The 12,626-nt window shown below is 70.7% G+C and carries 14 protein-coding genes; 6 read left to right on the top strand and 8 right to left on the bottom strand.

The features are described 5' to 3' along the window. Nucleotides 1-28: 28 nt before the first annotated feature. Complete coding sequence (locus LGR69_RS21960; protein WP_007562479.1) at nucleotides 29-895, bottom strand: ATP-binding protein; 867 nt, start codon at nucleotides 893-895, stop codon at nucleotides 29-31. Between the two features lie 154 nt (nucleotides 896-1,049). Here LGR69_RS21960 and LGR69_RS21955 point away from each other — a divergent pair, with 154 nt between their 5' ends. From LGR69_RS21955 to LGR69_RS21935, 5 genes are all read left to right on the top strand, one after another. Further along, nucleotides 1,050-1,493 (top strand): OsmC family protein, encoded by a 444-nt coding sequence (locus tag LGR69_RS21955; RefSeq protein ID WP_122160352.1) that lies wholly within the window; start codon nucleotides 1,050-1,052, stop codon nucleotides 1,491-1,493. Nucleotides 1,494-1,615: 122 nt separating this feature from the next. Next, nucleotides 1,616-1,981: a YybH family protein gene (locus tag LGR69_RS21950; protein WP_122160351.1), complete on the top strand. Its 366-nt coding sequence runs from the start codon at nucleotides 1,616-1,618 to the stop codon at nucleotides 1,979-1,981. 88 nt (nucleotides 1,982-2,069) lie between these two features. After that, nucleotides 2,070-3,461, top strand: coding sequence for a serine--tRNA ligase (gene serS, locus LGR69_RS21945; protein ID WP_230367319.1), 1,392 nt, complete (start codon nucleotides 2,070-2,072; stop codon nucleotides 3,459-3,461). Then, complete coding sequence (surE, locus tag LGR69_RS21940; RefSeq protein ID WP_230367318.1) at nucleotides 3,461-4,225, top strand: 5'/3'-nucleotidase SurE; 765 nt, start codon at nucleotides 3,461-3,463, stop codon at nucleotides 4,223-4,225. Before serS ends, surE begins: the two co-directional genes overlap by 1 nt. Continuing rightward, nucleotides 4,222-4,869, top strand: a complete 648-nt coding sequence (locus LGR69_RS21935) for a protein-L-isoaspartate O-methyltransferase family protein (RefSeq protein ID WP_230367317.1) — start codon at nucleotides 4,222-4,224, stop codon at nucleotides 4,867-4,869. Before surE ends, LGR69_RS21935 begins: the two co-directional genes overlap by 4 nt. 140 nt (nucleotides 4,870-5,009) lie before the next feature. Here LGR69_RS21935 and LGR69_RS21930 read toward each other — a convergent pair whose 3' ends face one another. The 6 genes from LGR69_RS21930 to LGR69_RS21905 form a co-directional block, all read right to left on the bottom strand. After that, a complete protein-coding gene (locus LGR69_RS21930) occupies nucleotides 5,010-5,888 on the bottom strand; it encodes a phytoene/squalene synthase family protein (RefSeq protein ID WP_230367316.1) in 879 nt (292 codons plus the stop codon). Continuing rightward, complete coding sequence (locus LGR69_RS21925) at nucleotides 5,888-6,286, bottom strand: Mth938-like domain-containing protein (RefSeq protein WP_122160348.1); 399 nt, start codon at nucleotides 6,284-6,286, stop codon at nucleotides 5,888-5,890. Before LGR69_RS21925 ends, LGR69_RS21930 begins: the two co-directional genes overlap by 1 nt. A 12-nt stretch (nucleotides 6,287-6,298) precedes the next feature. Next, nucleotides 6,299-7,240 (bottom strand): protein translocase subunit SecF, encoded by a 942-nt coding sequence (gene secF / locus LGR69_RS21920; RefSeq protein WP_091863710.1) that lies wholly within the window; start codon nucleotides 7,238-7,240, stop codon nucleotides 6,299-6,301. A gap of 233 nt (nucleotides 7,241-7,473) precedes the next feature. After that, on the bottom strand, nucleotides 7,474-9,078 hold the full coding sequence (gene secD, locus LGR69_RS21915) for a protein translocase subunit SecD (protein ID WP_007562492.1): 1,605 nt from the start codon (nucleotides 9,076-9,078) through the stop codon (nucleotides 7,474-7,476). Nucleotides 9,079-9,135: 57 nt separating this feature from the next. Next, nucleotides 9,136-9,471 carry a preprotein translocase subunit YajC gene (yajC, locus tag LGR69_RS21910; RefSeq protein WP_007562493.1) on the bottom strand — a complete coding sequence of 112 codons (336 nt, stop codon included), beginning with the start codon at nucleotides 9,469-9,471 and terminating at the stop codon, nucleotides 9,136-9,138. A 120-nt stretch (nucleotides 9,472-9,591) separates the two neighbouring features. Beyond that, nucleotides 9,592-10,476 (bottom strand): alpha/beta fold hydrolase, encoded by an 885-nt coding sequence (locus LGR69_RS21905; RefSeq protein WP_230367315.1) that lies wholly within the window; start codon nucleotides 10,474-10,476, stop codon nucleotides 9,592-9,594. A gap of 123 nt (nucleotides 10,477-10,599) precedes the next feature. On the opposite strand from LGR69_RS21905, the gene LGR69_RS21900 reads away from it, so the two are divergent. Beyond that, nucleotides 10,600-10,992, top strand: coding sequence for a YidB family protein (locus LGR69_RS21900; RefSeq protein ID WP_007562498.1), 393 nt, complete (start codon nucleotides 10,600-10,602; stop codon nucleotides 10,990-10,992). A 55-nt stretch (nucleotides 10,993-11,047) separates the two neighbouring features. Here LGR69_RS21900 and LGR69_RS21895 read toward each other — a convergent pair whose 3' ends face one another. Then, nucleotides 11,048-12,508: a peptidoglycan DD-metalloendopeptidase family protein gene (locus tag LGR69_RS21895; RefSeq protein WP_230367314.1), complete on the bottom strand. Its 1,461-nt coding sequence runs from the start codon at nucleotides 12,506-12,508 to the stop codon at nucleotides 11,048-11,050. Between the last annotated feature and the right edge of the window lie 118 nt (nucleotides 12,509-12,626).

Here is a 12,626-nt window from a genome sequence, read left to right as displayed (position 1 = left end):
GGCCGGATGCTTCAGGCGCCGGACCGTCTCAATCCAGCACCTTCCCCATCCGCCCGGCGAGATCCTGGATGAACTGGAAGGCGGTGCGGCCGGAGCGCGAGCCGCGGGTGGTGGCCCATTCCAGCGCCTCGGCGCGCAGGCGCTCGGGCGGCAGGTCGAGGCCGTAGCGCTCCGCATAGGCCCGGATCATCGCCAGGAACTCGTCCTGGCTGCATTTGTGGAAGCCGAGCCAGAGACCGAACCGGTCCGAGAGGGAGACCTTCTCCTCCACGGCCTCGCCGGGATTGATCGCCGTCGAGCGCTCGTTCTCGACCATGTCGCGGGCGAGCAGGTGCCGGCGGTTGGAGGTGGCGTAGAACAGCACGTTGCCGGGCCGGCCCTCGATGCCGCCGTCGAGCGCGGTCTTGAGCGACTTGTACGAGGTGTCGTCGCCGTCGAAGGAGAGGTCGTCGCAATAGACCAGCCAGCGATGCGGATCGGGCCGCAGCAGCGCCATCAGGTCGGGCAGGGCCTCGATATCCTCCCGGTGGATCTCGACGAGCTTCATCGGCCGCGCCCCCGCGGGCCGGCGGGCGTTGATCTCGGCATGGGCCGCCTTGACCAGCGAGGACTTGCCCATGCCGCGGGCGCCCCACAGCAGGGCGTTGTTGGCCGGCAGGCCGCGGGCGAAGCGCTCGGTGTTCTCGATCAGCGTGTCGCGGGCCCGGTCGATGCCGGTGAGGAGGCCGATCTCCACCCGGGCCACCTGCGGCACCGGGGTCAGCCGCCGCTCGGGCCCCCACAGGAAGGCGTCGGCGGCGTTCGGGTCGAAGGCCGGCGCCGCGGGCGGCGCGGCCCGCTCCAGCGCGGTGGCGATCCGCTCCAGGAGCGGCATCAGGGTCTCGAGGCTCGTCATCGGATCGGGGGGTTTGGCTGCCGGATCGGTCGAGCAACCGTACTACGGCGTTCGGTTACGGAAATCATCCGTCTCGGGGCGTTCCGAACGCGAACCCGAATCGGGCGTTGGATCTTCCGCGAGGGCGGCCCGGGTCGGCCCCGGGAGGGCGCGGATGGAAGCGGGACCGACGATCCGGATCGCCCAGGTCGGGGCTTACGTCTTCACCGTCGATTTCGGCGCCGCTCTGCCCGGCCTCCTCACCGACGAGGCGCCCCCGATCGGCGGCGGCACCGGTCCGGTCCCGGAGCAGATGCTGATTGCCGGGGTGGCGAACTGCCTGTGCGCCAGCCTGGTCTTCGCCCTGGGCAAGTTCCGGCAGGACGCTCAGGGCGTCGCCGCCGAGGCCAGTTGCCGGGTGGCGCGCAACCCGGAAGGCCGGCTGCGGATCATCGGGATCGACGTGCGCATCCTGCTCGGCGCGGAATCCGACGCGATGCCCCGGATCGACCGGGTGCTGGAGCAGTTTCAGCGCTTCTGCACGGTGTCGGAGAGCGTGCAGGCCGGGATCCCGGTCGCCGTCACGGTCGAGGATGGCGGCGGGCGGCGCCTCGCATGACCGGCCCCGGGCCGGATCTCGCATGTCCCGCGGGCGAAGACCGCCGCGCCGCGTTTCTGCGGACGGGATGATCCGCACTTCGCCCCGAGACCGTTACCCCCTAGCCTGCACAGGAGCGACGCATGGCCCAAGACAATCGGGACGCCGCAACCGAGCCGGGGGCGCTGGCCCAGCTCTTCAACCAACGCGCCAATGCCGGCGATGTCGAGGGGCTGGTGGCCCTCTACGAGCCGGGGGCGGTCCTGGCCGCCGGGCGGGTGGTCGCCACCGGGCATGACGAGATCCGGGCCTTCTACGCCAACCTGCTGGGGCGCAAGTCCGACTTCCCGGCCCCCGAGACACTCGAGCCCGTGCGCAACGGCGATCTCGCCCTGACCTTCGCCCGTCTGCCCAACGGCGCGCTCTCGGTGGAGGTCGCCCGGGCGCAGCCGGACGGCACCTGGCTCTGGGCGATCGACCAGCTGAAGATCGCGCCGCCGAAAGCCTGAGGGCGGCCCCGCGCTTGTCCCACCGGACGCGATGCGGCAAAGCGGGGGCCGCGCGCCCCGAGCCTGCGCGCCGATCCGAGCCGACACGATGCACGACATCCGCGCCATCCGGGACAACCCGGACGCCTTCGACCGCGACCTCGCCCGCCGGGGCCTCGCGCCACTCTCGGCCGAGCTGATCGCCCTCGACGAGGCGCGGAAATCGTCGGTGTCGGCGGCCCAGGCCAACCAGGAGCGGCGCAACGCGGTGGCCAAGGAGATCGGCGGCGCCAAGAAGGCCAAGGACGAGGCCCGGGCCGCCGCCCTGATGGCGGAGGTCGCCGCCCTCAAGGCCGCCGAGCCGGCGCTGAAGGCAGCGGAAGGCGAGGCCGACAGGGCGCTCGCGGAAAAGCTCGCCGCGATCCCGAACCGGCCCAAGCCCGACGTGCCGGACGGCGCCGACGAGCACGGCAACGTGCTCTACCGCAGCCACGCCTCGACCCGGGAGCGCCTGACCGAGGGCAAGGAGCATTTCGAGCTCGGCGAGGCCTGCGGGCTGATGGATTTCGAATCCGCCGCGAAGCTCTCCGGCTCGCGCTTCGTGGTGCTCAAGGGCCAGCTCGCCCGGCTGGAGCGGGCGCTCGGCCAGTTCATGCTCGACCTGCACACGCAGGAGCACGGGTATCTGGAAGTCGCGCCGCCGGTGCTCGTCAAGGACGACGCCATGTTCGGCACGGCGCAGCTGCCGAAATTCGAGGACGATCAGTTCGCCATCGTCGACGGCTCGTCCCTGAGGAAAGTCTACGACGCTCTGTCCGTCACTAAGCCCACGGAAGCGGACCGTCATGGCGACGCCCTCGGCGAGGATGTCCGCGTCGGAATGGAGCAGGGGCGGCGCTGGCTCATCCCCACGGCGGAGGTGCCGCTGACCAACCTCGTGCGCGAGTCGATCCTGCGCGAAGAAGAGCTGCCCCTGCGCTTCACCGCGCTCACCCCCTGTTTCCGGGCCGAGGCTGGGGCGGCGGGGCGGGATACGCGGGGCATGCTGCGCCAACACCAGTTCAACAAGGTCGAGATGGTCTCGATCACGACGCCAGAGGAATCGGCCAACGAGCACGAGCGCATGCTCACCTGTGCGGAGGCGGTCCTCAAGAAGCTCGATCTGCCCTACCGGGTGATGACGCTCTGCACCGGCGACATGGGCTTCGCCTCCCAGAAGACCTACGACATCGAGGTCTGGGTGCCGGGCCAGCGCACGCACCGGGAGATTTCCTCCTGCTCGGTCTGCGGTGAGTTCCAGGCCCGCCGGATGAACGCCCGCTACCGGGGCAAGGACGGCAAGCCGGCCTATGTCCATACGCTGAACGGCTCGGGCGTCGCGGTCGGCCGCGCCCTGATCGCCGTGATGGAGAACTACCAGAACCCGGACGGGAGCATCACGATCCCGTCGGTGCTCCACCCCTATATGGGCGGGCTCAACCGGATCGAAGGGGCCCGCTGATGCGCATCCTAGTCACCAACGACGACGGCATCCACGCGCCGGGGCTCGCCACCCTGGAGGAGATCGCCCGGGAGCTGTCCGACGACGTCTGGGTGGTGGCGCCGGAGAGCGACCAGTCCGGCGTGTCGCACTCGCTCTCGTTGAACGACCCGCTGCGCCTGCGGCAGGTCTCCGAGACGCGCTTCGCCGTGAAGGGCACGCCCTCCGATTGCGTGATCCTCGGCGTGCGCCACATCCTGGGCGAGCACGGGCCGGACCTGATCCTGTCGGGGGTCAATCGCGGCCAGAACGTCGCCGAGGACGTGACCTATTCGGGCACGATCGCGGCCGCCATGGAGGGCACGATCCTCGGCATCCGCTCGATCGCCCTGAGCCAGGCCTACGGGGCCGGCGGGCGCAGCGCGCTCAAATGGGATTGCGCCCGCGAGCACGGCCCGAAGGTCGTCCGCAAGATCCTGGAGACCGGGATCGAGCCCGGCATCCTGATCAACGTGAACTTCCCGGATTGCAAGCCGGCCGACGTGCAGGGCGTCGCGGTGGCGGCGCAGGGTTTCCGCAACCAGGCGCTGCTGTCGATCGATGCCCGGGTGGACGGGCGCGGCAACCCGTATTTCTGGCTGGCCTTCGCCAAGGCCCGGTTCGAGCCGGGCCACGGTTCGGACCTGAAGGCGATCGCCGAGAAGCGGATCTCGGTGACGCCGCTGCGCCTCGACCTCACGGACGAGCCGACCCTGACCCGCTTCGCGCAGGCCTTCTCGGCGTGATCGACCTGGGCGGCCTCGAGGAGGCTGCCGGCAACGCGGCCTTCGTCATGGCGCTCCGCGGCCGGGGGATGCGGGACACCGCGATCCTGCGGGCCATGGAGCAGGTCCCGCGGGAGCCCTTCGCCCCGCCCGCCCATCGCGCCCAGGCCCGGCGCGACATCGCCCTGCCGCTGCCCTGCGGCGCCTCGATGACCGCGCCCACCTTGGTGGCGCAGATGCTGGCGCTGCTGCGGGTCGAGCCCGGGCACCGGGTGCTGGAGATCGGCACCGGCTCGGGCTACGCCACGGCGCTGCTGGCCAAGCTCGGGGCCGGCGCGGTCCTGAGCCTCGAGCGCTACGCGACGCTCGCCCGGGAGGCCGCCGCCCGGCTCACCGCCCAGTCGGAGGTCCATGTCGTCCAGGCCGACGGCCTCGCGCCCGAACTGCCGGATGGCGGCTTCGACCGGATCCTGGTCCATGGCAGCGTCGACGCGATCCCGCCGCACTGGCGCGCGGCCCTCGAACCGGGCGGCCGCCTGGTGACCGGGCTCATCCAGAACGGCCGCTGCCGGATCGCGACCCTGGCGACCCCCGAGGCCGAGCCGGACCTCGGCCCACCCACCCGCCTGGCGGCGCTGGTGCCGGGGTTGGCGCGGGTGCTGTGACGTCCCCGTTCCACGCCGTCATTGCGAGCGCAGCGAAGCAACCCAGTGTAGCGCCACGTTTTGTGATCGCGTGCTGCCCTGGCTTGCTTCGCTGCGCGCGCAATGACGATGCGGGTCCTTCGACAGGAGGCGAGAACGGATCACCCGATCCGGCGCGAGGCCCGCCACAGCCGCCACAGCCTCCGCCAGCGCGGCAGGTCGGTGATCGTGTTGAGCGGGTCGTAGCTCGCCCGCTCCATCGTCGCGAGATAGGGCTCCACCAGGGCGACCGGCAGGAACGCCGTGCCGGCGAGCGGCGCGATGGTCGGGCGAGCGGCCTCGAAGGCCTTGAGATGGGTCCGGGCGAGGTCGCGCAGGTCGGCGCAGGCCCGGCGCAGGCCCGGGCCGCCGCGGCCGCTGGTGATGTCCTCGCGGGTGACGCCGTAGCGACCGAGCACGTCGGCCGGCAGGTAGACTTGGCCCGAGCGGGCGTGCCAGGGCAGGGCCCGGAGCAGGCCGGTGAGGCCGTAGGCCACGCCGGCATGGCCGGCGGCCCCGGCGCCGCCCGGCTCGGTGCCGTTGCCGATCACCAGGCTCGCCAGACGGAACAGGGCCGAGGCGGTCTCGCCGCAATAGCCCTCCAGGTCGTTCACCCGGGGCATCGGGTCCTCGTAGAGATCGAACACCCGTGCGTCGATCAGGTCCACAAAGGGCTGGCGCAGCAGGCGGTTGACGCGGATCGCCTCCTCGAGGGCCGCCGCCACCGGGTTGGCGCGGACATCGCCCCTTGCCTCGCCCTGGAGCGCGTCGCGCCACCATTGCAGGCGGATCTCGCCGGCCATCGGGTTCGAGGCGGCCTCGCGCACCCGCGCGATGGTCAGGCTGAAGGCGTAGAGGGCGAACAGGTGGGGGCGGGCGGCGGCCGGGGCGAACAGGGTCGCGTAGTAGCGGTCGGGGTCGCCATCCCGGACCAATTGCTCGCAATGGGCCTGCGCGAAGGGCAGGCCGGTCTCGGCGGGCTTGTCGTCGACCTCCGGCATCAATCGACCACGATCAGGGCGGCCGCGACCTTGCGGTTCTCGGCCACCAGGATGTTGTAGGTCCGCGCCGCCGCCCCGGTCTGCATCACGTCGAGGCCGACGCCGGCATCCTTGAGCCAGCCGCGCAGGGACGGGTCGATCGCCGCGATGTCGAGGCCGGTGCCGACCAGCAGCAGCTCGATCCCCGCCGCCTCGGCCTGGACCGGCCGCAACGCAGTCCGGTCGATCGCCTTCGGGGAGGTCACGTCCCAGGCGCGCACCCCCGAGGGCAGGAGCAGGAGCGAGCCGCGATGCGACATCCCGGCGAAGCGGAAGCCGCCATTGCCGTAGGTGTCGATGATGTGGCGCCCCGGCACGAAGCCGGACTCGAAGCTTTTCGGACTCGGCTGCTCGGCCATCTCGGGAAAAAACTACTCCGCGGGTTGCGGGACGCCGGAGCGCTCGGCCGCCGCCCGGGCGCCCGAGAGCATCAGCCCCAGATAGATCAACACCGGAGTCGAGACGAAGATCGCCGAGTAGGTGCAGATCACGACGCCGCAGAGCATCACGATGGCGAAGCCCTTGATCGCCTCGCCGCCGAACAGGACCAGCGCCAGGAGCGACAGGCCCGACGAGATCGAGGTCATCACGGTGCGCGACATGGTCGAGTTGATCGACAGGTTCAGCAGGTCGACCGTGGGGATCGTCTTGTAGCGCCGCATCAGCTCGCGGGTCCGGTCGAACACCACCACGGTCTCGTTGAGCGAGTAGCCGACGATGGTCAGGATCGCGGCGATCGAGGTCATGTTGAACTCGATGCGGGTGATGATGAACACGCCGACCGTCAGCACGATGTCGTGGAGCGTGCCGACGATGGCGCCGAGCGCCAGTTCCCGCTCGAACCGGAACCAGAGGTAGAGCAGCACCGCGACCACCGAGAGCACGACGCCGAGCGTGCCGGACTGGACCAGCTCGCCCGAGACGCGCGGGCCGACGGTCTCGGTGCGGCGGAAGTCGTAATCGGCGTCGAAGGCGGCGTGCGCCTTGTTCATCACCGCGGTCTGGCCCTGCTCGCCGGGCTGGAGCGGCAGGCGCACCAGCACGGTGCCCTGGTTGCCGAGTTCCTGCACCTCCGGCTCGCCGAAGCCGAAGCCCACCGCGGTGTGCCGGATCGCGGCCACGTCGGCGGTGCCGGACTTGGCTTGCAGCTCCACCAGGGTGCCGCCCTTGAAGTCGATGCCGAAGTTCAGCCCGATGGTGAGGAACAGCACCACGGTCGCGAGCGACAGCACCGCCGAGAGCGGAAAGGTCAGCCGCCGGAAGCGCATGAAGTCGAAATGCGATTCATCGGGCCAGAGGCGGAGCAGGCGCATTTTTTTCGGACCTAACGTGTGGGAGATGTCAGCACCGGCACGATCCCGTCCCACCCGCGACCTCATCCTGAGGTGCTTGCGCCCCGCGCAAGCCTCGAAGGAGGCCTCCAGGCTGCGCGCGGTCCCTGGATCCCTCCTTCGAGGCCCGCTGGCGCGGGCACCTCAGGATGAGGTTCGGGGTTTGGAGCGGCGGATCACACCGGCGGCGATGCATCTCCCGAAAGGAAGTTCATTCAGAACGGCAGGGCCTTCGGCCTGAACGTCTTATACCACACCGCGATCATCATCCGGGTCAGCGTCACGGCGGTGATGACGGTGGTCAGGATGCCGAGGATGAACACCACGGCGAAGCCCTTCACCGGACCGGAGCCGAGGAAGAACAGGATCAGCGCGGCGATCGCCATGGTCGAGTTCGAGTCGATGATCGTCGCGAAGGCGCGGTCAAAGCCGGCCTGGAGCGCGGAGATCAGCGAGCGGCCGGCATGGCTCTCCTCGCGCATGCGCTCGTAGATCAGCACGTTGGAATCCACCGCGGTGCCGATGGTGAGCACGATGCCGGCGATGCCCGGCAGGGTCATGGTCGCCTCCAGCACCGACATCAGGCCCAGGATCAGCCCGACATGGACCATGAGGGCGATGTTGGCGATGAAGCCGAAGGTCCCGTAGGTGGCGAACATGAAGCAGACGACGAGGCCCGCCGCCACCAGGGTCGCGAGCTTGCCGGCCTGGATCGAGTCCCGGCCGAGGCCGGGGCCGACGACGCGGCGCTCGACCACGGTGAACTTCGCCGGCAGGGCGCCAGCCCGGAGCAGGACCGACAGGTCGTTGGCCTGCTGAACCGTGAAGTTGCCGGTGATCTGGCCGGAACCGCCAGTGATCGCCGAGCGGATCACCGGGGCCGAGACCACCTCGTTGTCGAGCACGATCGCCATGCGGCGGCCGACATTCTCCGAGGTCGCCTGGCCGAAGCGCTGGGCGCCGCGCAGGTTGAATTTGAAGCTGACCATCGGCTCATGCGACTGCTGGTCGAAGGCCGGCTGGGCGTCGGTCAGCTCGCCGCCATCCGCCATGACCCGACGCTCGACCGGCACCTTGGCGCCCTTCTCGTCCTTGGAGGGCAGCATGTCGACATCGCCCGAGGGGCTGTCGGCGAGCATGCGGAACTCGAGCTTGGCGGTGGAGCCCAGCAGCTTCTCCAGCCGCTCCGGGTTCTGCTCGCCCGGCACCTGGATCAGGATCCGGTCGGCGCCCTGCTGCTGGATCGAGGGCTCGGTGGTGCCGGTGGAATCGAGCCGGCGCCGGATGACCTCGATGCCCTGGCTGACCGCCCGGCGGGTGCGGTCGGTGATGCCGGCATCGGTGAGCGTCAGGCGGATCACGCCGCCGGGCTGCTCGGTGATGTCGAGGGTGCGGGCAGCAGTCTGGCCGATCGCGCTGGTGATCGGCAGCGACAATTCCTGCAGCTTGGGCAGGACCTTGGCCCGGGCCGCGTCGTCCGCGACCTTCACCTGGACGCCGCGCTGGAGCAGGCCGATGCCGCCATCGGCGCGGACATTCTCCTGCTGCAGGGTGCGACGCACGTCGTCGCGCAGGGCCTTGGCCTGGGAGGCGATCAGCTCGTTCTGATCGACCTCCAGCAGCAGCTGCGAGCCGCCCTGGAGATCGAGGCCGAGCACGATGCCCCGGGTCGGGACGATCCAGGTCGGGAACCAGGACGGCAGGCTCGCCACGAAGCCCTTGCGCTGCTCGGGCGTGAAGAAGCTCGGCACCGCCAGCATCAGGCCGATCAGGATCGCCGCGAGGGTCGTGATGATCTTCGCACGGGAGAAGCGCAGCATCGGCCGGAATTTTCTCTTTCGGGCCGGCGGGTTACGCCGGCCGCTTCACGGGGGGTGTCAGGCGGCCTTGGCCGGGCCGCCCTTGGCGCGGACCTCGGAGATCATCGTCCGCACGACCCGCACGCGGACGTTCGGGGCGATCTCGACCTCGATCTCGGGCTGGTCGTCCACGGCCTTCACCACGCGCCCGACCAGGCCGCCATTGGTGACGATCGTGTCGTCCCGGCGCACCGCCCGGATCAGCGCCTGGTGGTCCTTGACCCGCTTCTGCTGCGGTCGCAGGATCAGGAAATACATGATCACGAAGATCAGGACGAACGGGATCACCTGAAAGGCGATCTCCGCTCCGCCAGCGGCCGAAGCGGCCCCTTGCGCGAAGGCGGGGGTGATCAACGAGCGTCTCCTGCGATTGGCACGCAGGCCTGCCGCCGGATACGGCGTCCGCAGACCTGTCTGAAAGCGCGCGGACTATAGCCAGGGGCTTCCCGAAAGCAACGCCCCGCGCTCAGGCCGTCACAGCAGGCCGAGCACGGCCTCCGCGAAGGCGTCCGGCGCCTCCTGGGGAACGTTGTGGCCGACCCCCGCGACGATGGCGCGCCGGTAGGGCCCGGTGAAGTGCCGGGCATCGGTATCCTCAGCCGGGGGCGGGCCGACGCCGTCATCGGCGCCGAGCAGCACGACCGATGGGACCGTGATCTCCGGCTGGGCCGCCAGGAGGGCCTCGATCTCGACGAGCGCCGGGTCACCGGGGACCAATCCGAAGCGGTGGCGGTAGGAATGGACCACCACCTCCACGAAATCCGGGTTCTCTTCGAAGGATCGGGCGGTCCGGGCGTAGGTCTCTTCGGAGAATGGCCAGGTCGGGGACCAGAGCCGCCACAACAGGGCGCAGAATGACGCGCGGTTGGCCGCCAGGCCGGCGCGGCCGCGCTCGCCGTGGAGATAGTACTGGTACCACAACCTGTGCTCGACGTCCGGCGGAGCCGGATTGCCCGCGGCCGGGATATTCTGGATGTTGTAGGCCACGCCGCCGCTGACCAGCCCGGCCGCCCGGGCCGGCCAGAGCGCGGCCACCACGCAGGCCGCCCGGCCGCCCCAATCGTAGCCGGCAAGCACGGCCCGCTCGATCCCGAGGGCGTCCAGGAAGGCCAGGAGGTCGGCGCCGAGGGCCGCCTGCTCGCCGGAGCGCAGGGTGGCGTCGTCGCGGAACCGGGTCGGCCCGTAGCCCCGCAGATACGGGATCAGGCAGCGTACGCCGTCCGCGGCAAGGCGCTCGGCCACCGCGTCGTAGGCGTGGATGTCGTAGGGGAAGCCGTGGAGCAGCACGGCCGGCTTGCCGTCCGGCGGGCCGACCTCCCGGTAGGCGACGTCGAGTACACCGGCCTGCACGCGCTTCATGGATCACGCCCTCGATGACGACGGCATCCTATACGACCCCCGCGCAATTGCCGCATGCGCTCTTGCCGGCGGCCCGATCCGCCCGACCTTGGGCGCGGTGACGGAACCGGGGGACACGACGCGATGGGCCTGCTCGACGGTGTGAAGACCATGATCGGCGACGTGGTCGCGGCGGCCGACCGGGCGGTCGTGAGCACCGGCAGCGGCAAGCTCGCTTTGGCGCTGGCCAAGTTCTACCCGGGCGGCCTCGTCGCCTTCCTGGACCGGCTGCGCGAGACCGGCCACGGCGAGGCCGTCGAATCCTGGATCGGCCCCGGGGAGAACCGCCCGGTCCCGGTCGAGGCTGTGGCGCGATGCCTGCCGGATGCGGTCACCGAGCGGCTGGCCTACGACCTCAACCTGCCCGCCGGGCGGGTGGCGACGGCGCTCGCCGAGTTCCTGCCGGCCGCGGTCGCGGCCCAGAGCGAGGATGGCCGCCTGAAACCGCAGCCGAACTTCAGCACGCAGGTGCGCTGACGAAAAAAGCGGCGGCCCCTCCCGGGACCGCCGCCTCAAACCGCGTCGTGTCGTCTCAGTTGCTGGCGAGCTGGGACATCGGGTCCACGGGCGAGCCGCCCTTGCGGATCTCGAAGTGCAGCTGCGGCGAGGTCACGTTGCCGGAGGCGCCGGACTTGGCGATGGTCTGGCCGCGCTTGACCTTGTCGCCGGGCTTCACGTCGATCTCGCCGTTATGGGCGTAGGCCGAGACGAAGCCGTTGGCGTGGCGCACCAGAACCAGCTTGCCGTAGCCCTTCACGTCCGAGCCGGCATAGGCCACGGTGCCTTCCTCGGCGGCCTTGACCGGCGTGCCTTCCGGCACCGCGATGTTGATGCCCTCGTTGCCGGAGGTGCCGTAGCCCGAGATCACCCGGCCCTTGGCGGGCCAGCGGAAGCTCTCGGACGGGGTCGCGTCGGCGACCGACCCGGTGGCGGCGGGCTCGGGCTTGGCGGGCGCCGCGGCGGCGACCGGCTTCGGCGTCTCCTTGACGGCGACCTTCTCGGGCTTCTCGGCGGCGGCGGCCTTCTGGGCCGCCTCCTTGGCGGCCTTCGCCTCGGCGAGCTTCTGGGCGGCCTCGGCCTTCGCGGCCGCCTTGGCCTCGGCCTTGGCTTCCTGGGCCTTCGCCTCGGCCTTGGCCTTCGCGTCGGCCTTCGGATCGGTCTTCTTCTCGTCCGCCTTGGCGACCTGGCCGGGGCGGACATGCTGCTTCTTGTCGGCCTCCTTCACGGACGCCTCCTTGCGGGACTTCTCCTCCGCGGCCTTGCGGGCGGCGGTATCCCGGGCGAGCGCCTCCTTGCGGTCCGCTTCCTTCTCGGCAGCGGCGCGCTTGGCGGTCTCCTTGGCTTCCTCGCGCTTGGCCTCCTCACGCTTGGCGGCCTCCTTGGCCTCCTCGCGCTTCGAGGCGACCTTGGCCTCCACCTGGCGCGCATCCTCGCGCTTCTCCTCGGCGGCCCGGGCCGGACGCGCGGTCATCGGGGCGGCGGCCGGGTTCAGACCGGAGGCGTTGTAGACCGGGATCACGATCTGCCGGCCGGGGGTGATCTGGCTGGCATTGGACAGGCCGTTGGCCGACAGGATCGCGGAGGCGGGCACCCCGAAGCGCGTCGACATCTGGTTCAGGCTGTCGTTCTTCGACACGGTGATCTGCGTGCCGCCCTGCGCGCTCCAGCCGGGGGTGCCGGTGGAGGCGACGCGGGTGGCCGGCGCGGCCGCCGGGGTCGGGGCCGGGATCGCCGTGGCGGCCGGGCGGGGAGCCGCACCGGGGGCGCCGAGGGCCTCGGACTGGATCCGGCCCGTGCGGATCGCCGGGGCCGGCTTGAGGCCACCCTCCGGCAGGCTGCCGGTGGCGGCAGGCTCCGACGAGAAGGGGTTGGAGAATGGGTTGCTCAGGCGCGATGCGTCCGAGGAACAGGCGGCGGCACCGCCGCCGATGATGCCGATGAGGGCGACGCGCGACAGCGTCCGTAACCCTCGACCCGTACCACGCACCCGCATCGACGCACCCGTTTGCCTGACGCAACTTGATGCCCCAATGAAGACGGATTCAGGTTAAGCAACCGTTCCCGTCCGGCATATCCGTGACGCTGCCGCGCTCTGTTCGACAGGTCGTCAA

It is taken from the genome of Methylobacterium brachiatum (genome assembly GCF_020523825.1).
Lineage (GTDB): Bacteria > Pseudomonadota > Alphaproteobacteria > Rhizobiales > Beijerinckiaceae > Methylobacterium > Methylobacterium brachiatum.
This window is presented reverse-complemented; position numbering and strand designations above follow the sequence as displayed.